At 43.1% G+C, this 22,003-nt stretch carries 21 protein-coding genes; all 21 read left to right on the plus strand.

Features of this window, described 5'->3' with window-relative positions:
* Positions 1–2 precede the first annotated feature (2 nt).
* The 21 genes from rlmH to radC all read left to right on the plus strand — a co-directional run bounded on the left by rlmH (position 3) and on the right by radC (position 22,000).
* Positions 3–482, plus strand: a complete 480-nt coding sequence (rlmH, locus tag BN3456_RS14880) for a 23S rRNA (pseudouridine(1915)-N(3))-methyltransferase RlmH (RefSeq protein ID WP_089985468.1) — start codon at positions 3–5, stop codon at positions 480–482.
* Between the two features lie 193 nt (positions 483–675).
* The gene (locus BN3456_RS14885) at positions 676–1,623 is read left to right on the plus strand and encodes an L-lactate dehydrogenase (protein ID WP_089985470.1); all 948 of its coding nucleotides are present in this window, start codon (positions 676–678) and stop codon (positions 1,621–1,623) included.
* Between the two features lie 56 nt (positions 1,624–1,679).
* Positions 1,680–2,852 carry an NAD(P)-dependent malic enzyme gene (locus tag BN3456_RS14890; protein ID WP_089985472.1) on the plus strand — a complete coding sequence of 391 codons (1,173 nt, stop codon included), beginning with the start codon at positions 1,680–1,682 and terminating at the stop codon, positions 2,850–2,852.
* Between the two features lie 166 nt (positions 2,853–3,018).
* Positions 3,019–3,303, plus strand: coding sequence for a YabP/YqfC family sporulation protein (locus BN3456_RS14895; protein WP_089985592.1), 285 nt, complete (start codon positions 3,019–3,021; stop codon positions 3,301–3,303).
* A 60-nt stretch (positions 3,304–3,363) separates the two neighbouring features.
* The gene (locus BN3456_RS14900; RefSeq protein ID WP_347458083.1) at positions 3,364–4,611 is read left to right on the plus strand and encodes a sporulation protein YqfD; all 1,248 of its coding nucleotides are present in this window, start codon (positions 3,364–3,366) and stop codon (positions 4,609–4,611) included.
* Positions 4,586–5,605: a PhoH family protein gene (locus BN3456_RS14905; RefSeq protein ID WP_089985474.1), complete on the plus strand. Its 1,020-nt coding sequence runs from the start codon at positions 4,586–4,588 to the stop codon at positions 5,603–5,605. The genes BN3456_RS14900 and BN3456_RS14905 overlap by 26 nt, the downstream gene beginning before the upstream one ends.
* Entirely contained in the window at positions 5,602–6,099 is a 498-nt protein-coding gene (gene ybeY / locus BN3456_RS14910) for an rRNA maturation RNase YbeY (RefSeq protein ID WP_089985476.1), read from the plus strand. Before BN3456_RS14905 ends, ybeY begins: the two co-directional genes overlap by 4 nt.
* A 21-nt stretch (positions 6,100–6,120) precedes the next feature.
* The gene (locus tag BN3456_RS14915; protein ID WP_089985478.1) at positions 6,121–7,794 is read left to right on the plus strand and encodes a putative polysaccharide biosynthesis protein; all 1,674 of its coding nucleotides are present in this window, start codon (positions 6,121–6,123) and stop codon (positions 7,792–7,794) included.
* Positions 7,795–7,856: 62 nt separating this feature from the next.
* On the plus strand, positions 7,857–8,216 hold the full coding sequence (locus BN3456_RS14920) for a hypothetical protein (protein WP_089985480.1): 360 nt from the start codon (positions 7,857–7,859) through the stop codon (positions 8,214–8,216).
* Between the two features lie 59 nt (positions 8,217–8,275).
* Entirely contained in the window at positions 8,276–8,497 is a 222-nt protein-coding gene (locus tag BN3456_RS14925) for a DUF896 domain-containing protein (protein ID WP_089985482.1), read from the plus strand.
* Entirely contained in the window at positions 8,475–9,092 is a 618-nt protein-coding gene (locus BN3456_RS14930) for a 5-formyltetrahydrofolate cyclo-ligase (protein ID WP_242862900.1), read from the plus strand. Before BN3456_RS14925 ends, BN3456_RS14930 begins: the two co-directional genes overlap by 23 nt.
* Positions 9,086–9,268, plus strand: a complete 183-nt coding sequence (locus BN3456_RS14935; protein ID WP_089985486.1) for a DUF4250 domain-containing protein — start codon at positions 9,086–9,088, stop codon at positions 9,266–9,268. The genes BN3456_RS14930 and BN3456_RS14935 overlap by 7 nt, the downstream gene beginning before the upstream one ends.
* Before the next feature lie 30 nt (positions 9,269–9,298).
* Positions 9,299–10,774, plus strand: a complete 1,476-nt coding sequence (gene miaB / locus BN3456_RS14940; RefSeq protein WP_089985489.1) for a tRNA (N6-isopentenyl adenosine(37)-C2)-methylthiotransferase MiaB — start codon at positions 9,299–9,301, stop codon at positions 10,772–10,774.
* A 77-nt stretch (positions 10,775–10,851) separates the two neighbouring features.
* Entirely contained in the window at positions 10,852–11,268 is a 417-nt protein-coding gene (locus BN3456_RS14945; RefSeq protein ID WP_089985491.1) for a putative ABC transporter permease, read from the plus strand.
* An 84-nt stretch (positions 11,269–11,352) separates the two neighbouring features.
* Positions 11,353–14,004: a DNA mismatch repair protein MutS gene (mutS, locus tag BN3456_RS14950; protein ID WP_347458076.1), complete on the plus strand. Its 2,652-nt coding sequence runs from the start codon at positions 11,353–11,355 to the stop codon at positions 14,002–14,004.
* 10 nt (positions 14,005–14,014) lie between these two features.
* A complete protein-coding gene (mutL, locus tag BN3456_RS14955; protein ID WP_089985492.1) occupies positions 14,015–15,976 on the plus strand; it encodes a DNA mismatch repair endonuclease MutL in 1,962 nt (653 codons plus the stop codon).
* Positions 15,977–16,921, plus strand: coding sequence for a tRNA (adenosine(37)-N6)-dimethylallyltransferase MiaA (miaA, locus tag BN3456_RS14960; RefSeq protein ID WP_089985494.1), 945 nt, complete (start codon positions 15,977–15,979; stop codon positions 16,919–16,921).
* A gap of 16 nt (positions 16,922–16,937) precedes the next feature.
* Positions 16,938–18,233: a methionine gamma-lyase family protein gene (locus BN3456_RS14965; RefSeq protein ID WP_089985496.1), complete on the plus strand. Its 1,296-nt coding sequence runs from the start codon at positions 16,938–16,940 to the stop codon at positions 18,231–18,233.
* 148 nt (positions 18,234–18,381) lie between these two features.
* Positions 18,382–19,602: an NAD(P)/FAD-dependent oxidoreductase gene (locus BN3456_RS14970; protein ID WP_089985497.1), complete on the plus strand. Its 1,221-nt coding sequence runs from the start codon at positions 18,382–18,384 to the stop codon at positions 19,600–19,602.
* Positions 19,517–21,247, plus strand: coding sequence for an NAD(P)/FAD-dependent oxidoreductase (locus BN3456_RS14975; RefSeq protein ID WP_347458077.1), 1,731 nt, complete (start codon positions 19,517–19,519; stop codon positions 21,245–21,247). Before BN3456_RS14970 ends, BN3456_RS14975 begins: the two co-directional genes overlap by 86 nt.
* 54 nt (positions 21,248–21,301) lie before the next feature.
* Positions 21,302–22,000: a RadC family protein gene (gene radC, locus BN3456_RS14980; protein WP_089985502.1), complete on the plus strand. Its 699-nt coding sequence runs from the start codon at positions 21,302–21,304 to the stop codon at positions 21,998–22,000.
* Positions 22,001–22,003: the final 3 nt, after the last annotated feature.

The following is a 22,003-nucleotide window of genomic DNA, read 5'->3' on the forward strand; positions in this document are numbered from 1 at the left end:
AAATGAAGATTACACTTTTAACAGTAGGAAAGATAAAAGAAAAATATCTGAAGGATGCAGTTGCGGAATATAGTAAACGCTTAAGCAAATACTGTAAACTTGAAGTTATAGAAGTCGCAGATGAAAAGACTCCTGATCAGGCCAGTGAGACTGTGAATAACAATATCAGGAGAAAAGAAGGAGAGCGCCTTATGAAATATCTCCGGGGTGATGCTTTTGTTATCACTCTGGAGATACAGGGGCATCCGCTTACATCTGAAGAACTGGCAGAGAAGATAGAGGGATTAGGCATATCCGGCATCAGCCACATAATCTTTGTAATAGGTGGCTCTATAGGTCTTGGCACAAAAGTCTTGATGCGCTCAGACTATGCCCTTAGCGTTTCACGCATGACATTCCCACATCAGCTCATGAGGGCTATTTTGCTGGAACAAATTTACAGAAGTTATCGAATTATACAGGGAGCACCCTATCATAAATAAGTCCCGGGAGAAGAAAATCTCCTGGGATTTATTCAATATAAAAGATGATGTAAGGGGCAAAAGGTATTTTGACCCTTGATACTTACGGATTGTTTTATTATATAAACAATTGACGCTTATACTGTAATGTGATAAACTTTCGTAAAAAGTGAATTTTTTAACAACTTCATTTTACGGCAAAAGGAGTGCAGATATGCAAAGTACAAATGGAAAAAAGATTGTTATAGTCGGTGCTGGAAATGTGGGAGAAGCTATTGCCTATACTCTCATGACAAAAGTTCAGGCCGAGGATATTGTTCTAGTGGATGTAAACCAGGAGAGGGCGAAAGGTGCAGCCCTTGATATTGCACATGGAACCAGTTTTCATCACCAGATTCAGGTCAGGCAGGCCGGATACGAGGAGTGTGCGGGCGCAGACATTATTATTGTGACTGCCGGAATTACAAGAAAGCCGGGACAGACCCGACTGGAACTGGCCAAGACTAATGTTTCTATTATCAGAAGTATTACAAAGAGCATCATGGAATATGCAAAGAACCCGCTGATTATTGTTGTTTCTAATCCTGCCGATGTTATGACTAGGGCAATAAAAGAATTTTCAGGTCTGCAGTCCCAAAGAGTAATCGGAAGCGGAACTTCCCTGGACACAGCCAGATTCCGTTACAATATCAGCACAGAACTTGATGTAAATGTGAAGGATGTACAGGCCTATATTGTCGGCGAGCATGGAGACAGCCAGGTTCCGGTATGGAGCTCCGCAATAGTAGGCGGCCTTCCCCTGCAGGCGTATGAAGAGCAGACAGGGATTTCACTTGACAAAGCAGCCATTGCGGAACACACGAAGGTAGGCGGAGCCGAGGTAATTGGTTTGAAGGGAGCTACTTTCTATGGAGTTGCAATGTCAGTTTCAACAATCGTGGAAGCAATCATAAAAGACGAAGGTGCCATACTTCCTGTGGCCCACGTGTTGGATGAGTGTTTTGGAGAATGGGAAGGTGTTGCTGTTTCTCTTCCATGCCGTATCGGAGGAGAAGGAATTGAAGAGAGCTTTAGAATTCCTATGAATGAAGAAGAGATACAGGCAATGAATCATTCTGCAGAAATATTAAAAGGTTTCTGGGCACAAGTAAAGGAACAATAAAACAAGTATTGGAACAATATAACAAATAAAAAACAGTAGAAAAGGAGAACAAAAACATGGACAAGAAGGAATTTGCATTAAAGCAGCACGAGGAATGGGCAGGTAAGATAGAAGTGACCAGCAGAGCAAAACTTGAGACACCGGAAGATTTGTCTGTTGCCTATACTCCGGGAGTAGCAGAGCCTTGTTTAAAGATTTCAGAAGACGTAGACTTATCTTACAAATACACACGCCGCGGTAACATGGTGGCAGTTGTTACAGATGGAACTGCAGTCTTAGGGCTTGGAGATATCGGTCCGGAAGCCGGAATGCCTGTTATGGAGGGGAAATGTGTGCTATTTAAGGAATTCGGTGGTGTAGATGCATTTCCTCTGTGCGTGCGTACAAAGGATGTGGACGAAATCGTAAAGACAGTAAGTCTTCTGGCAGGAAGCTTCGGCGGAGTAAATCTGGAAGATATTTCCGCACCAAGATGCTTTGAAATTGAAAAGAAACTTAAAGAGTGCTGTGATATTCCTATTTTCCATGATGATCAGCACGGCACGGCAGTCGTGACAGCAGCAGCCCTCATCAATGCTCTGAAGCTAACAGGAAAGAAACTGGAGGAAATAAAAGTAGTTACTTCCGGCGCAGGAGCAGCGGGAATTGCCATTATTAAACTTTTAGTAAGCCTGGGACTTAAAAAAGTTATCATGTGTGACCGCCATGGTGCCATCTACAAAGGCCGGGAAGGATTAAATAGTCAAAAAGCACAGATGGCAGAAATCTGTAATCTTGATATGGAAAAGGGAAGCCTGGCAGATGTATTAAAGGGAGCAGATGTATTTATCGGTGTATCTGCTCCGGGCACTGTTACTGAGGAAATGGTAAAGAGCATGGGCGACAAGCCGATTCTCTTCCCGATGGCGAATCCTGTTCCGGAGATTATGCCGGACCTGGCTAAAAAAGCAGGTGCTGCGGTTATTGGTACCGGAAGAAGCGATTTCCCCAACCAAATCAACAATGTGCTGGCATTTCCCGGCATTTTCCGTGGAGCGCTGGACGTGCGTGCCAAGGACATTAATGATGAGATGAAAGTGGCTGCGGCATACGCCATTGCAGGTTTAGTGGAAGAAGACAAAATGTCGCCGGATTACATTATTCCTAATCCATTTGACAAACGTGTTGCTAAAGAAGTGGCCGAGGCCGTTGCAGAGGCGGCAAGAAAGTCCGGTGTGGCAAGAGTCTAAAGGAACAAAAAATTCCACAGGCACAGTTTCTCCTTTTTCGAGAAGCTGTGCCTTTTGTTAAAAACGGGGAAATGCATATTTATGAAGTGAGTTGAAGCAGCATAAGAATAAGACAAAAATGCCGTACATATACTACAAATAAAGGGCGTATGTGTGGCATTTTGATATGGGCAAAGATAGAAAGAATGATAGATTAAAGGAGAGGCTTGCATCTGCTGCAAGTATGCCGAAAGACGTAGTTCTCGGGGCTGCTGTTGTGACAATTATTGGAGCGGGAGAGGTCTGTATTGAAAATTACAGGGGAATCATAGAATATACAGATGTATTGATACGTGTGCAGACAAAAGGATATCAGATCAAGCTCCAGGGAAAACATCTGCAGATAGAATATTATACCAATGATGAAATGAAGATAACAGGCATGATAGTTTCACTAGAATATTGTAAGTGAGGTAAAGAAACTGTGATTCAGTCAATAATTCGGTATGTGCGGGGGTATGTAAAGATTCGGGTGAGGGGCTATTCACCGGAACGCTTTTTAAACATGTGCAGACATCATCAGATCTACATATGGGGGCTCTCTCCCTGCGGCAATTCATATGAGCTTTATATGAGCCTGAAAGGATTTCGCAAACTTAGACCTATTGTAAGGAAGACGCATACAAGAGTTTTGCTTATCTCGAGAGTTGGTCTTCCTTTTTTTATATATAAATACAGGAAAAGAAAACTTTTTTTCCTGAGTTTCTTTCTTTGTCTGGGGCTGCTCTATTTGTATTCCAGCTTTATTTGGGACATTCATTTTGAAGGAAATGAGAAGTGGACCAATGAGACACTGCTGGAGTTTTTGGAGACAAAGGATGTTGCACCACATATGCAAAAAAGTAAAGTAGACTGTGCTCAGATTGTTAAAGATATCCGAAAGGAGTATGATGACATCGTATGGGTATCAGCATCTATCGACGGAAGCAGACTTAACATACAGATAAAAGAAAATGAGGATACTTTCCGGGAAGACGGGGAGAACAAAAAATCCAGTCTGCCACAGGGAGTGGAGACACAAAGTCAGAATGACATAGAACAGCCTAAAGATCTGGTTGCCTCCAAAGACGGTGTTATTACCAGTATTATCACCAGAACAGGTGTGCCTCAGGTTCATAAGGGAGATACCGTATCTAAAGGTGATATATTGGTGTCAGGCAGAGTGGAGGTGGTAGATGACAGTCTGGAAGTTGTGGGATACCAATATCAAAAAGCGGATGCAGATATTTTTGCGGATACGCAGATGCATTATGAGGATACAATCAGTACAAAATATAAAAAAAAGTATTATGAAAAGTCCAAAAGGTGTCAGTATTATGTTAGAATAGGTTCTTGGCTTGTTACTGTGGGAACGCTTAAAAACAATTATAAGGAATGGGAACTTCATACAAGCGAACACCAGCTGAAGCTGGGAGAAAATTTTTATCTTCCGGCATCTTACGGAAGCGAAGTTATAAAATCATACACTACAAAAGAAAAAGCGTATACAAAAGAGGCCATTCAAAAACAATTGAGCGAAAACTTTGCACAATTTTCCAAAAAGTTACAGGAAAAAGGTGTTCAAATTAAAGAAAATAGTGTTAAAATACACATAGACCAAAACCAGGCTTCTGCCACAGGAGAACTTTTTTTGAATGAAAGAATTACTCAGGAGGCAGATACGGAAATCATTGAAATTGAAAGGAACGAACAGGATGAGTCTGTCAGAACTGATAATTGATATTCCGGCCGAGCATGAGAAAAATGTATTCGGCCAGTTTGATGCATATGCAAAAAAGCTTGAGCGTGCCTTCCATGTCACGCTGATACCACGGGACGGGGAGACTAAGATTTTAGGAGAAGCTCCAGCTGCGGAAAAAGTCAAGAATATACTGGAACAGCTTACCAAACTCTCCCAGCGTGGAAATGTCATCACAGAGCAAAATGTAGATTACGCCATTTCCCTTGTTTTTGAAAACCAGGAGGAGAATATTGTAGAGATTGACAGGGATGTAATCTGCCATACGCTCCAGGGAAAACCGATTAAGCCCAAGACACTGGGGCAGAAACGCTATGTGGATGCCATTAGAAATAAGATGATTACATTTGGACTGGGACCTGCCGGGACAGGAAAGACTTATCTCGCTATGGCCATGGCAATTACAGCCTTTAAGCAAGAAGAGGTCGGTCGGATTATTCTGACCCGGCCGGCTATCGAAGCAGGGGAGAAGCTTGGCTTTCTCCCGGGAGACCTGCAAAGTAAAATTGACCCCTATCTCAGACCCCTTTATGATGCGCTGTATCAGATTATGGGGGCAGAAAGTTTCCTGAAGAATTCAGAGAAGGGGTTGATTGAGGTTGCACCCCTTGCCTACATGAGAGGGCGTACTCTGGACAATGCTTTCATTATACTTGATGAAGCGCAGAACACCACGCCTGCACAGATGAAGATGTTTTTGACCCGTATCGGATTTGGCTCCAAAGTAGTAATCACCGGAGACACCACTCAGAAAGATTTACCCTCCGGTACCGTTTCAGGTCTTGATGTGGCTGTGAAAGTGGTGAAAAATATTGAAGATATAAGCATCTGTACTCTGACAAGCAAAGACGTTGTGCGTCACCCACTTGTACAGAAAATTGTAAAAGCCTATGAGGATTATGAAAAAAAAGAAACCCGGTTTGAAAATAAATCAAGTTATAAATCAAAAAAGAAACAAAAGAGGAGAAAATCATGAGTCTATACATGGAAGAGGAAGGTACCGTTGTTCTGCCTTTTGACACAAAAGAGACAGCAGAACTTGTGATTGAAGCAGCACTGGAATATGAGGGCTGTCCATATGAGGCAGAAATAAACCTGCTGCTTACCACAGATGAGGATATTAGAGAAATGAATCAAATGTTCCGCCAGATAGACAAGCCTACAGACGTTCTTTCATTTCCAATGCTGGAGTATGAGACTCCCGGGGATTTTTCCGTGCTGGAGGAAAGTATTCAAGACACTTTTAATCCAGAATCCGGAGAACTGATGCTGGGTGATATAGTCATTTCCAAAGATAAGGTTCTTTTCCAGGCAGAGTCTTACGGGCACACACCCAGACGGGAATTTGCTTTTCTTATTGCCCACAGTATGCTTCACTTATTCGGATATGACCATATGAAAGACAAGGAACGTCTCATTATGGAGAAAAAGCAAAATGATATTTTAGAAAATGTTCAAATATTGAGGTAATGTAGATGACGGAGGATACATATGGCTGAGTCACAGAAGCGAAAAGCAAAAAAAGATGATTTCCTGATGCAGGGCGCAATATTGGCCGCCGCCGGTGTTATTACAAAAATTATCGGTGTTGTATACCGGATTCCCCTGACGAACATTCTCGGAGATGAGGGAATTGGTTTTTATGGTTATGCTTTTGAAGTCTATGCTATGGCACTGGTTCTTTCTTCTTTGAGCCTTCCCACTGCTGTATCCAAACTGGTTTCAGCGAGGATGGCAATGAAGCAGCGCAAGAATGCATTCAGGGTATTTACATGCTCCTTACTTTTTGCTATAGCAGTAGGTGCTTTCTTCGCACTTATTATTTTTTCCGGAGCAGATGCGTTTTCTACACATTTAATGAAATCCCCTTTAAGTGCTTTGGCTCTTAAAGTATTGGCACCGGGCCTTTTTATTGTATCCATTTTAGGGGTGCTCAGGGGATATTTTCAGGGTCTGGGAACTATGGTACCCACAGCAGTGTCCCAGGTGATTGAGCAGCTTGTAAATGCAGTTGTAAGTATTCTCGGCGCGGTGCTGCTTTTTAAAATCGGGACACGGGCAGCCGTAAAACAGAATAATGAATTACTGGGGCCGGCCTACGGTGCAGCGGGGGCTACTATAGGCACAATTGTAGGTGCACTTTTCGCATTATTTTTTCTGCTTTTTGCTTTCTTTGTGTATAAAGACGTTATAAAGAGGCAGATCCGCAGAGATAAAAGCCGAAGAACAGAAAGCTATAGACGGATACTTAAGATTCTGATAGTAACTATTATTCCGGTGATTTTCAGTACGGCAATTTATAATATCAACCAGATTCTCGACATGACACTTTTCAATACGATCATGGCGGCCCAGGGGTTCACAGAAGAAAAGTATATGGCCCTTTTAGGTATTTATTCCGGCAAGTATAATACATTAATTAATGTGCCCCTGGCTATGACAAACGGGCTGGCAGCTTCTGTCATACCAAGTCTGACTGTTGCAGTGACAACGAATAATAGGCCCCAGGTTTATAATAAGATTAATCAGTCAATTCGATTCACTATGTTGATTGCAATTCCCTGTTTCGTAGGGTTTGTAGTGCTAGCATCTCCACTTATGGTTCTGCTGTTCAATGATGCCAACACAACCCCCGCCGCAATTCTGGCATTGGGGGCCATTACAATAGTGTTGTATTGTCTTTCCACAGTGTCAAATTCTATTCTTCAGGGCCTGGACAAGATGTCAACACCGGCAAAGAATGCAGGAATCTCCCTGGTAATACATATTATTGCACTGTTGATTATGCTAATAGTTTTCAAATGGAATATTTATGCACTGGTGGGAAGTAATATCGTGTTTGCACTTTGCATGTGCGTTTTAAATATGAGAGCAATTCACAAAGCAAGCGGCTACAAACAGGATGTGGAGAAGAACTATGTACGTCCTTTGCTGGCGGCGGTTATCATGGGAGTTGTGACATATGCGGTACATTTGGTTTTGGATCTCCTGATTGGAGGACGTTTTGCCACCATAATTTCCATCTTGATCGCGGTACTTGTCTATGCTGTGAGTGTGTTAAAGCTTGGAGTCCTTTCTGTAGATGATATCCTGGCTTTGCCTCAGGGGAATAAAATTCTGCGGTTTTGCAGAATGTTACATCTGCTCTCTGAAGAGAAATATTAGAGAAAATTGTATAAAAGCGGTAAAAAAGCCAATACTGTATGAAAAAAAGGAGTTGAATCCTTATGAAAAAGAAGTACTATGTTGGCTTTCTTACAGGAATATTTTTATTGGCTGTTATATTGGGTATTGGATATCAGCTCAGTTATCGGCACACGATGGACCGGCAGGAGGCCAAATCGGAAGCGGAGAAGACAACTGAAAGTGTGACAACAAAGGGAAACGCTGAGAAAAATGAAGGGTATTATATATGCGAACTCAATGGATATGTTGTTGTATATCTATACGATAAAACAACAGTTTATGAGGTCACCAGCATTTTAGTTTCAGAATTACCTGAGGATGTACGAAAAGAAGTTGAAATTGGGAAATATGTTGAAAAAGAGTCGCAGGTGTATGGGTTTCTGGAGAACTATTCCAGCTGATCGATGAACGAATACTCCTGTTATGCAACAGAACATTGGTTTACACATAGGAGAATAAAATGGATCAACAAAAGATTAAAAGAATTAACGAATTATATAGAAAATCAAAAGCTGAAGGTCTGACAGAATCCGAAAAGAAGGAACAGAAAGTGCTGCGCCGGGAATATATTGATTCCTTCAAGCGCAATCTGCGCGGTCAGCTTGACAATATAGATATTAAGGAAAAAGACGGAACAGTAGTAAACCTTGGGGAAAAGTATGGAAACAAAAAAGGAAATTAGAACAAGGATAATAAAAGAACGAGCCGCACTTGATCCGGAAATGAGACAGGCTTTCAGTGACAAAATTTTTGAACAGATAATCAGCCATCCGTTGTATAGACATGCCAGGGAAATTTATTGTTATGTTTCCTTTGGTGAGGAAGTATCCACGGAGAAGCTGATTTCTTATTCTTTAAAAATGGGGAAAAAAGTCGCGGTTCCAAAGATTATTGTGGATAACTCCGCTGCAAAGGAGAACACTTCTGGTTTTTTGGAAAAGTCTGCAGCCTTTAAGCAAAAAAGAAGGATGGAATTTTATTACATAGAAAGTACAGATGAATTAAGCAAAGGATACTTTGGAATTATGGAACCGCCGGAAAAGGCACCGGCCTGCGGAGATTCTGTGTTGGTTATTATGCCCGGGGTTGCGTTTGACAGACAGTGTAACCGCATTGGCTACGGCAAAGGATTTTATGATTTTTATTTAAGGCAGCATCCTTGGTTCCGAAAAATAGCACTTGCCTATTCCGTGCAGTGCCTGGGAAAATTCTCTGCTGAGAAACACGATATCCGTCCGGAAATGATTATAACAGAAGAGGAGATTTACACATGTTGAATGGACTTCCGAAAGACCCGGTTATTTTACTGAGTGTAATCAACACCAGGCTCAGAGATTATTATAAAACTTTGGATGAGCTGTGCGAGGACATAAAGATATCCCCGGCAGAAGTCAAAGAAAAGTTGAAAACAATAGATTATGAATACGATGCAGTACAAAACCAGTTTGTGTGATGAACTGTGATAAGGAAAGGATTATATAGAATGACTGATAATGTAAAGAATAAAGACTTAAAAAAAATTCTGGATACTATAAACCTTGAGAAACCTGCGCCGGCTGAAGAACCGCAAAGACAGTATTACTTTATAAAAAAGGCGCAGGGATATGTAGAGGCATTGAGTGAAAAGGCAGGACGTCCTCTGACCTTCTGTGTAGTGACCTTTGGCTGTCAGATGAATGCAAGGGACTCTGAAAAACTGACAGGCATTTTACAGCAGATTGGTTATCAAGAGGAGACGGAAGAGGAAAAAGCGGATTTTGTCATTTATAACACCTGTACTGTCCGTGAGAACGCCAATCAAAGGGTTTACGGAAGAATCGGACAGTTAAAAAAGGGGAAAAAAGACAACCCTTATATGCTGATAGGCTTATGTGGCTGTATGATGCAGGAACCTAAGGCAGTGGAAAAACTGAAAAAAAGCTATCGCTACATAGACTTGATTTTTGGTACTCACAACATTTATAAATTTGCAGAGTTGATTGTAACACGCTTTGAATCTGAGCGGATGGTGATTGATATCTGGAAAGATACTGATAAAATTGTGGAAGATCTCCCGAGTGAAAGAAAGTATTTTTTTAAATCCGGAGTAAATATCATGTTCGGCTGCAATAACTTTTGCAGCTACTGCATCGTACCTTATGTGAGAGGGCGGGAGAGAAGCCGCAATCCCAGGGATATTATCCGTGAGATAGAAGCACTGGTGGCCGATGGTGTGGCAGAGGTTATGCTGCTGGGGCAAAATGTGAATTCCTATGGTAAAAGTCTTGAAACTCCTATGAGTTTTGCTGAACTCTTGCAGGAGATAGAAAAAATAGAGGGACTTGAAAGAATTCGATTCATGACCTCTCATCCCAAGGATTTATCTGATGAACTAATTCAGGTGATGGGAAACTCTCAAAAGATATGTAAACATCTACATTTGCCGGTGCAGTCGGGAAGCAGTCGGATTCTCAAAAAAATGAACCGCGGATATACTAAAGAACACTATCTGAAGCTTGTGGATAAAATCCGTACAGCCGTTCCGGATATTTCTCTGACTACGGACATTATTGTGGGCTTCCCGGGTGAGACAGAGGAAGACTTTCAGGAGACTCTGGATGTGGTCAGAAAAGTACGTTATGACAGTGCTTTTACTTTTATTTATTCAAAAAGGACTGGAACCCCGGCTGCAGTGATGGAAGAACAGATTTCGGATGAAGTAGTGAAAGAAAGATTTGATCGTCTTCTTCATGAGGTACAAACCATTTCCAGAGAAGTGTGCAGTGTACATACAGATACTATTCAGGAAATACTGGTGGAGGGAGTGAATGACCACGATTCTTCGCTTATGACAGGAAGAATGAGCAACAATCTTTTGGTTCATTTCCCGGGAGATAAAAGTCTCATTGGAAAAATCATTGATGTTAAGCTGAAAGAATGTAAAGGTTTTTACTATATTGGTGAACTGGCCAAGAAATAAATTCCAATCATATTTCATATAAAAACGTCCAGACTATATATGAATAGTTACGTTAATATATAGGAGGGCGTTTTTTCGTGAAGAAATTAAGCGAATATTTATTTCTTTGGACGCTGGGGGGTACAATTTATTATGCATTTGAAATGGCATTCAGAGGATTTTCCCACTGGTCCATGTTTGTACTAGGAGGAGTGTGCATGGTGTTTTTTGCACAGCAGGGACTCTGGGTAAAATGGAAGGATCCCCTGTGGCTCCAAGTAGTCCGCTGTGCAGTGTTTGTCACTTCGGCAGAATTTATTACCGGAATTATTGTGAACAAGTGGTTAAAATGGAACGTATGGGATTATTCAGATCAAATATTCCATCTTTTCGGACAAATTTGTGTCCCGTTTATCATTCTGTTTTCCGGCCTGTGTGCCCTTGGAATTCTTTTGACAGGATATTTGCTTCACTGGCTCTATGGAGAAGCGAAGCCCCAATTTCATGTGCTGTAGAGTTAGCATAGAAAACCACTCTTTCATAACCCAGAAAAAAATGATATACTTAGAGGGAATTTTGGAAACGAAAGGAAGAAGAAATTGGCAGAATTAACTCCTATGATGCAGCAGTATATGGATACAAAATCCCAATACCCCGACTGCATTCTATTTTATAGACTTGGTGACTTTTATGAAATGTTTTTTGAGGATGCACTGACAGCTTCAAAGGAATTGGAAATTACACTGACAGGCAAGAACTGCGGTCTTGAAGAGCGGGCGCCTATGTGCGGCGTCCCTTATCATGCAGTGGACAGTTATCTAAATAAGCTGGTGTCCAGAGGATACAAGGTTGCCATATGTGAACAGATGGAGGACCCAAAGCAGGCCAGGGGATTGGTGAAGCGGGATGTGGTCCGCATCGTGACTCCGGGTACTAATCTTGCAGCCCAGGCATTGGATGAGGCAAAAAATAATTATCTAATGTGTATTGTTTACATAGCTGACAGATACGGATTGTCTATTGCAGATGTCACTACGGGTGATTATTTTGTGACAGAACTGCCTGACAGCACAAAACTTCTGGACGAGATTTATAAATTTATGCCCTCTGAAATCATATGCAATGAGTCTTTTTACATGAGCGGTATGGACCTGGATGATTTGAAGGACAGACTGGGAATTGCCATTTATTCTCTTGACTCCTGGTATTTTGATGATCCCGTCTGCAGAGAAAAACTGTTGGAACATTTTCAGGTTTCTACACTTGCAGGTCTGGGGCTTCAGGATTTTGACAGTGGGATTATCAGTGCCGGAGCTCTGCTGCAGTACTTACTGGAGACTCAGAAAAATGATCTCTCCCAGCTGACACATATTACCCCTTATATTACAGGAAAATATATGATGCTGGACAGTTCCACACGCAGAAATCTGGAACTTACCGAAACTCTGAGGGAAAAGCAAAAAAGAGGTTCTCTTCTCTGGGTGCTTGATAAGACCAAAACCGCAATGGGCGCCAGAACTCTGCGAAAATATGTGGAACAGCCTCTCATAGAGCTTCAGGAGATTGAAAAACGTCTGGATGCCGTAGAAGAATTGAAAAATGAGGCAATCGGCAGAGAGGAAATACGGGAATATCTGGCTCCGATTTATGATTTGGAACGTCTGGTTACAAGAATCACTTATGGTTCGGCAAATCCAAGAGATTTGACGGCCTTTCGCAGTTCCCTTGAAATGCTTCCCCCCATCCGTTATATCCTGGAGGACATGCAATCACAATTACTGTCTCAAATCCGGGAGGATATGGATACTCTGGAGGATTTGTGCACCCTGATTAAAGAGGCGATTACAGACGATCCGCCCCTTGCCATGAAAGAGGGTGGCATTATCCGGAATGGATACAGTGAAGAGGTAGATACGCTCCGACGGGCAAAGTCCGACGGGAAAGAGTGGATTGCCAGACTGGAAGAAGAAGAGCGGGAAAAAACAGGAATTAAGAACCTGAAGGTAAAATACAACAAAGTATTTGGGTATTACCTGGAGGTTACCAATTCTTATAAAGATATGGTTCCGGATTACTATACCAGAAAGCAGACGCTGGCAAATGCAGAGCGTTATATTACACCAAAGCTCAAAGAATTGGAGGACACCATTTTAGGGGCAGAGGACAAGCTGTATGCTCTGGAATATGAACTGTATAGTACAGTGCGTGATACAGTGGCGGGGGAAGTTGTGCGGATTCAGAAAACAGCCAAAGCAGTGGCTGCACTGGATGTGTTTACCTCACTCGCCCAGGTGGCCGAGAGGGGAAATTATGTCCGTCCGGATACCAATGAAAAAGGTGTAATCAATATTAAAGACGGCCGCCACCCGGTGGTAGAAAAGATGATTCCGAATGATATGTTTATTTCAAATGATACATACCTGGACGATAAAAAGCAGCGGATTTCTATTATCACAGGGCCAAATATGGCCGGAAAGTCCACTTACATGAGACAGGTTGCCCTGATTGTCCTTATGGGCCAGCTTGGATCCTTTGTTCCTGCTGCAGCTGCCGATATCGGGATTGTGGATCGGATTTTCACCAGAGTCGGGGCATCGGATGATCTGGCCTCCGGTCAGAGTACCTTTATGGTAGAAATGACAGAGGTAGCAAATATTCTGCGCAACGCTACAAGTAAAAGTCTGTTGATTCTGGACGAGATAGGGCGGGGCACCAGTACTTTTGACGGCCTGTCTATTGCCTGGGCTGTGGTGGAATATATCTCAGATACGCGCCTGCTGGGTGCGAAAACCTTGTTTGCAACTCACTATCATGAACTCACTGAGCTGGAGGGGAAGATACAGAATGTAAATAATTACTGTATTGCTGTCAAAGAAAAGGGTGAGGATATAGTTTTCCTTCGAAAAATAGTCAAGGGCGGCGCAGATAAGAGCTACGGAATCCAGGTGGCCAAACTGGCAGGAGTACCGGACATTGTAACCAACCGCGCTAAAGAAATTGTGGAAGAATTAAGCAACGAGGATATAACCGCAAGGGTCAGTGAGATTGCAGCAAAAGAAAATGAAACAAAAAAACTGGCAAAGATGAAAAAATACGATGAAGTCGATATTGCACAAATGTCTCTTTTTGATACAGTCAAGGACGATGATGTGCTGGAAGAACTAAAAACAATCGATGTTGGAAACCTGACGCCTGTTGATGCGTTGAATACTATATACAGGCTGCAGAACAAGTTAAAGAACAGATGGTAGGAGGGGCGTTATGTCACATATTCAGGTGCTGGATCAGATTACAATTGATAAAATTGCCGCCGGGGAAGTGATTGAGCGACCGGCTTCTATTGTAAAGGAGCTGGCAGAAAATGCCATGGATGCAGGTGCTTCTGCGGTAACAGTTGAAATTCAGGAGGGCGGAATCTCTTTTATCCGGGTTACGGACAATGGCAGTGGTATTTCACGGGAGGATGTCCCCAATGCTTTCTTAAGACATTCTACCAGCAAAATTCGCAGTGTAGAAGATCTTTCCCACATTTCTTCCCTGGGGTTTCGAGGGGAGGCACTTTCCAGTATTGCCGCAGTCACAAAGGTTGAGCTGGTTACAAAAACAAGAGAAGAACCCTTTGGAACCAGGTATATTATAGAAGGCGGAAAAGAACAGTCACTGGAGGACATCGGAGCTCCTGATGGAACCACTTTCCTGATCCGACAGCTGTTCTATAATGTTCCCGCTAGAAGAAAATTTTTAAAAACCCCCATGACAGAAGCCGGACATATACAGGATTTACTGATGCGGCTTGCACTTTCTCATCCTGAGGTCTCGTTTCAGTTAATCAATAACGGACAGGAGAAATTAAGGACATCAGGAAACGGCAGATTAAAAGATGTAATTTATAGTATCTACGGGAGGGAAGCGGCCTCTAATCTGATTGATATGGATTACGAGAAGGAGGGTGCCAGAATTACAGGATATCTCGGACGCCCGTCCGTCAGCAGAGGAAACCGTAATTTTGAGAACTTTTTTGTAAACGGAAGATATGTAAAAAGCGCCATGATTTCCAGGGCCGTTGAGGATGCCTACAGAGATTTTATGATGCAGCACAAATTTCCGTTCCTTGTATTACATTTCTACATAAATGGAGAAGATATAGATATAAATGTCCATCCCACTAAGATGGAACTTCGTTTTCAGAAACAGCAGCAAGTCTATAATCTCGTATATGAAGGCGTACACAGAACCCTTCTGGAGCCGGAACTTATCCCGGTTGTGAAGGCACCAGATTCTCCAAAATTAAAGGTGGAAAGTGCGGCCAGCCCATTTCTCCTGAAACCCAGGTCAGAAATGCCGGAGCATACTGTACCGCCGGAAAGTATAAAAACTAAAGAGAATAAAACAGAGGAGGTAAAGGATGAGGAGTATTTCCTCAGAAAAATGAAAGAGAGGGTTCTGTCTTATCACAATCATACCTCAACTCCTGAGGTATCTGATATAGAAAATGTAAAGCAGGCGAATTCCCGGGAGAATACAGAAGAATATACGATACGTGAAACGGGAAACTATCACGCACAAGAAACAGCTGCCACGGACGCCGGGGAAGTCAGACAGATGGATCTATTTGAAGAAAATCTTCTGAAAAGGGATGTGAAGGCAGAATACAGGTTGATTGGGCAGGTGTTCGGCACATACTGGCTGGTGGAATTCCAGAACAATCTTTACATTATCGATCAGCATGCTGCCCATGAACGAGTTTTGTATGAAAGAACTCTAAAAGGGATGAAAGACAGAGATTTTACTTCCCAGTATCTGAGTCCGCCTATTATACTTACATTATCCATGCAGGAGGAAGAAATACTGAAGGAAAATATGGAGAGGTTTGTGAGAATCGGATTTGAGATTGAACCCTTTGGCGGTGATGGCTACGCAGTCAGGGCAGTTCCGGACAATCTGTTTAGCATTGCAAAAAAAGAACTGCTGCTAGAGATGCTTGATGGCCTGGCCGACGGACTAAGTACCTCCATGACACCGGAGCTGATAGACGAAAAAGTGGCTTCAATGTCCTGCAAGGCTGCCGTCAAGGGAAACAGCCGGTTGTCTGCCGGGGAAGTGGATACATTGATCGGGGAATTGCTTTTGCTGGAGAATCCATATCATTGTCCCCATGGCAGACCAACGATCATAGCCATGACAAAACGTGAACTGGAAAAAAAGTTTAAGAGGATTGTATAAATGAAAAAACCATTGATTATTCTTGCGGGACCCACCGCTGTCGGAAAGACAAAGCTGTCAATCAGTCTTGCAAAAACAGTGGGGGGCGAGATTATTTCGGCAGATTCCATGCAGGTATACAGGCATATGGATATTGGTTCCGCAAAAATCCAACCTGAGGAGATGGAAGGGATTGTACATCATCTGGTAGATGTGCTGGAACCGGATGAAGAATTTCATGTAGTGCGTTTTCAGCAGATGGCAAAAGCAGCTGTGGAAGAGATTTATGAAAGAGGAAGAATACCCATTCTAGTGGGCGGCACCGGGTTTTATATTCAGGCTCTTCTGTATGATATTGACTTTACAAAAAATGAAAGCGATCCAAAATACCGCAGATACCTGGAGGAACTTGTGCAGAAAAAAGGACCCGGATATCTTCATGAAATGTTGAAAAAAACGGATGCCAAATCCGCAGAATCCATTCATCCCCACAATAGTAAACGAGTGATACGTGCACTGGAATTTTATAATCAGACAGGAAAAAAGATATCAGAGCACAACCGGGTGGAACGGCAAAAGCAATCCCCTTACCATTTTGCCTATTTTGTGCTCTATGATGAGAGAAAAAGGCTATACGAAAGAATTGACAGCCGTGTAGACCAGATGCTAAAAGAAGGACTCGTTAAGGAGGTGCAGGCCTTAAAAGATAGAGGCTGCATCAGGGATATGGTTTCCATGCAGGGGCTCGGATACAAGGAAATTCTTGCTTATTTAGACGGGGAGACAAGCTTTGAAGAGGCAGTCTACAGGATTAAGCGGGATACCCGTCATTTTGCCAAACGTCAGCTTACTTGGTTTAAGAGGGAAAAAGATGTTATATGGATGAATAAAGGTGATTTTGAGAATGAAGAACACAGCCTTCTTGGAAAAATGCAGGAAGAACTGATAAAACGAAATATATGTTAATTACAAGGAGAAGGGTATGAGTTTTGAAATTAATCAGATTTATGATAAGCTTGGAATTGAGAAAGATGTCTGCCGGTTTGGATGTAAGATAGAGGAAAGTTTAATTCCGCGGTTCCGTGAATTTGATAAAACAGCAGAATTTAATCAATTAAAGGTACTGCAGGCTATGCAGGAAAATCGGGTCAGTGAGGCATGTTTCCAGTACGCAAGTGGTTATGGATACAATGATCTGGGGCGAGATAAGCTGGAGGCTGTATATGCATCTGCTTTCCACACAGAGGCCGCACTGGTGCGTCCTCAGATTACCTGCGGAACCCACGCTCTGGCGCTGGCTCTTGCGGCAAACTTGCGGCCCGGTGATGAACTGCTTTCTCCGATAGGAAAGCCCTATGATACGCTGGAGGAAGTAATCGGTATCAGGAAATCGAAAGGTTCCCTCGCAGAATATGGCATTACCTACAGTCAGGTAGAGCTTCTGGAGGATGGCGAATTTGATTATCCTGCTATTCGAAAGGCGATACAGGAAAAGACGAAGCTAGTAACAATTCAGCGTTCCAAGGGCTATCAGACACGCCCCAGCTATTCCATAAGAAAAATAGGGGAACTGATTTCTTTCATTAAAGGCATAAAGCCGGATGTTATCTGTATGGTAGATAACTGTTACGGAGAATTTGTAGAGACAACGGAGCCAAGTGATGTTGGAGCCGATATGATTGTTGGATCTCTAATCAAAAATCCCGGAGGCGGTCTGGCACCTATCGGAGGATATATCGCAGGCAGAGAAGATTTGATAGAGAACTGCGCCTACAGATTGACAGCTCCCGGACTGGGCAAAGAAGTAGGAGCCTCACTGGGCGTAATGCAGTCCTTCTACCAAGGGTTCTTCCTGGCTCCCACTGTTGTATGCAGCGCGCTGAAAGGCGCGGTATTTGCTGCGAATATTTATGAAAAGCTGGGCTTTTCTGTAATTCCAAACGGGTCGGAAAGCCGCCATGATATTATCCAGGCTGTAGAGCTGGGAACGTCGGAGGGTGTGATTGCTTTCTGCAAAGGAATTCAGTCAGCTGCCCCGGTGGACAGCTATGTAAATCCGGAACCCTGGGCTATGCCGGGATATGACAGCGATGTCATTATGGCGGCTGGAGCTTTTATACAAGGTTCTTCCATCGAACTGAGTGCAGACGGTCCTATAAAGCCGCCGTATGCCGTTTATTTCCAGGGTGGGCTTACCTGGCCCCACGCGAAGCTGGGGATTTTGAAATCACTGCAGAGTCTGATAAATTACGGAGCCATATCCAGGGATTTACTTTAAAGTCAAAGACCCCGCAGCAAGCTGACGGGGCCTCAAACCTGCAGCGCAGCAGACTGCGGGGTATTTGACCCTCGCGGCAGTCGCCAAATGGAAATGCAGGCATTTCCGCTTGGCTCATTGCCTGCGGGAATAACAAGGGAGGAAAGTTATGAGCAAAATTGCTGTAATCGGGGGTGGGGCTTCCGGTCTGATGGCTGCTATATCAGCAGCTCAAGAGGGAGCTGATGTTTGTATATATGAGCATAAAGACAGAATTGGCAAAAAAATTCTATCCACAGGAAATGGAAGATGCAATTTTACAAATTTAAACCAAGAGCCGATTCACTATCATTCTGAAAATATTTTGTTTCCCTGGAGGATTGTAAAAAAGTTCGACGTTCAGCAGACAGTTGCATTTTTCCTGAAACTGGGTATATATTCAAAAAACAGGAACGGCTATCTATATCCCCAGTCTGATCAGGCCTCTGCAATTCTGGATGTACTTCGCATGGAAGTGAAAAGGCTTGGGATTCAGGTTAGGACAGAGGCTAAATGCAAGGGGATTTCTCCTGTAGAGGGTGGATTTCTGATTCATACAGAAGCCCGGGACTTTACTGCACAAAAGGTGATTCTGGCGGCAGGCTCCAAAGCAGCGCCTTCTTCCGGATCGGATGGCTCCGGCTATCAGCTCGCCAAAAACCTGGGACATCGTCTGGTGCCGGTTCTGCCCTCCCTTGTACAGCTCTGCTGCGAGGAAGGATTTTACAAGAGCATTGCAGGGGTTCGTGCAGAAGGACTTGTTTCTCTTTATGTGGACGGGGAATGTTATGCCAGAGAGCAGGGGGAAATACAGCTTACAAAGTATGGAATATCGGGGATTCCTGTTTTTCAGGTGAGTCGTTATGCTGCCATCGGTCTGCATGAAGGAAAACAGGTCACTGCACAGTTAAATTTTATGCCGGATTTTACAGAAGAACAGTTTTTAGTTTTTCTTAGAAATCGGATAGAAATACGCCCTGAAAAAACAGCAGAAGGGTTTTTGACAGGACTGTTTCACAAAAAATTATCCGGTTTATGGATGAAATTGTCACATATAGACAGAACGAAGAAAATAGAAGATTGCAGGCCGGAAGAGATCGAACGGCTGGCTCATCTCATACAGAATTTCTCTACTAAGGTTGTACAGACAAACTCTTTTGAACAGGCCCAGGTCTGCAGAGGAGGAATTGACACAAAAGAAGTGAATCAGGATACGCTGGAATCGCTTGTGGTTCCCGGTCTTTATTTTGCAGGAGAAATTCTCGATGTGGACGGTATCTGTGGAGGCTACAATTTACAATGGGCCTGGTCCAGCGGCTACAGGGCCGGAAAGGAGGCTGCAGGTGCTTAGAATCAGTCAGTTAAACTTACATCCCGGGCACAGCCCCGAGGAGCTTACAGATAAAATCTGTAAATCCCTTCGTATACGCAGGGCAGATTTACTGAACTATGAGATTCAAAAACAATCCATTGATGCCCGGAAAAAACCGGATATCTTTTTTTCTTATACAGTAGATGTAAAAGTAAAAGATGAACGTCAGGTGTTGCGAAAGAGCAGAGGGAGAGCGGCAAAGACCGACAGAATATCTTATCAGCTTCCTAGTTCGGGTACTGTTCCCCTTGTGTACCGTCCGATCATTGTAGGAAGTGGACCGGCAGGTCTTTTCTGTGGCTATCTGCTTGCAAAGTCCGGATATGCCCCTGTCATTCTGGAGAGAGGTAATCCGGTGGAAGAGCGTCTCAAAGATGTGGAGGAGTTCTGGAAAACCGGAAATCTGAATCTATCTTCGAATGTGCAGTTTGGAGAAGGAGGCGCCGGAACTTTTTCTGACGGCAAGCTAAACACACTCGTAAAGGACAAAAAAGGGAGGAGCCGTTTTGTGCTGCAGACCTTTGTAGATCATGGTGCGCCTGCCGATATTCTGTACGAGCAGAAGCCTCATATAGGAACGGATATTCTGACGGACATAGTAAAAAACATGAGACATAGCATCCGAAATATGGGCGGTGAATTCCGCTTTCAAAGTCAGATGACAGATATAAAAATGAAAAACATCTCCCGGGTTGACGGTAAACATGATGAAATTGCCAAATGTATCGGCAGTGTTGTCCTGGACAGTGGAGAGGAAATAGATACAAATGTCTGTGTCCTCGCATTAGGCCACAGTGCAAGGGATACATTCCAAATGCTCTATGCCCGGCAGATTCCAATGGAGGCAAAGTCTTTTGCAGTGGGGGTCAGAATTGAACATCCACAGTCTATGATTACCCGGAGCCAGTACGGGAAAACCACATACAGCGGGCTGCCTGCTGCTTCCTATAAGCTTACCGCAAAGCTTAAGAACAAAAGAGGTGCATATACTTTCTGTATGTGTCCGGGCGGCTATGTAGTAAATGCATCCTCTGAGGAGAAACGTCTTGCAGTCAATGGAATGAGTTATCATCAAAGAGATGGTATCAATGCCAACAGTGCAGTGGTTGTTACCGTAACTCCTGAAGATTACAAGAGTACAGGGCCACTGTCCGGTATTGAATTTCAACGTATGCTGGAGGAATGTGCATACAAAGAAGGAAAAGGAAGAGTTCCAGTACAGTGTTTTGAGGATTTTAGGAAAAATCGCCCCACTGTAAAGCTTGGAAATGTAGTGCCTCAGATAAAAGGTGATTTTACTCTGGCAAATGTAAGAAAAATCTTCCCAAAGGAACTGGGGGATTCCCTGGAGGAGGGAATTCTTCTGATGGACGACAAAATTCATGGCTTTGCCGAGGCAGATGCTGTTTTGTCCGGTGTGGAAAGCCGCACTTCCTCCCCTGTGAAGATCTTACGCGGCCCAGACTTTGAAAGCACAGTGTCCGGGCTGTATCCCTGCGGCGAAGGTGCGGGATATGCAGGTGGAATTACTTCCGCTGCCATGGACGGAATAAAGACTGCAGAAGCCATTATTAAAAAATATTCACAGAAACTTAATATTACAGCCCCTGTACATGAATTTTAATTTATGCTAGAATAAATCATTGTATTGTGACATATGCATTTAGGTATTATTTATATGAAAAACAGTGCTACAATAAAAGAAATCCTCGAAGAGGAACGCCCCTATGAGAAATGCATAAGATTTGGAGCGAGTAATTTAACAAATATTGAATTACTGGCTGTTTTGCTGCGTACAGGAACCCGGGGGGAGAATTCTCTGCAATTAGCTGAGAAACTTTTGTATCCGATCTTCTCTCAGGAAGGGATTCTCAATATTCATAAATGGACATTAGAACAACTCCTTCAGGTTAAGGGAATAGGCAAAGTAAAGGCTGTTCAGATTTTATGCCTTTCTGAGCTTTCAAAAAGGCTCTCCAAAGCGACGGCACAACCGGGCTTAAGTTTTACAACTCCCTCCTCCATTGCTAAATATTATATGGAGGATATGAGACATGGCAGCCGTGAATCTATGAAGCTTTTGCTTTTGAACACTAAAACACGCTTAATCGGAGAAACTGATATTTCAAAGGGTACTATTAATTCCGCAGTAGTTTCTCCCAGAGAGTTGTTTGTCGAAGCTCTGCAGAAGAATGCCGTGTCCATTATCCTGCTTCATAATCACCCCAGTGGGGACCCGACTCCCAGTAAAGAGGACGTTCTCATTACCAGAAGAATATGGGATGCGGGACAGCTGATAGGTGTGGAACTGCTGGACCACATTATCATTGGGAACAACTGTTATATAAGTATGAAAGAGAAGAACTTCCTCAATTAAAAC

This window comes from Clostridium sp. C105KSO13, assembly GCF_001517425.1.
GTDB lineage: Bacteria > Bacillota > Clostridia > Lachnospirales > Lachnospiraceae > Muricomes.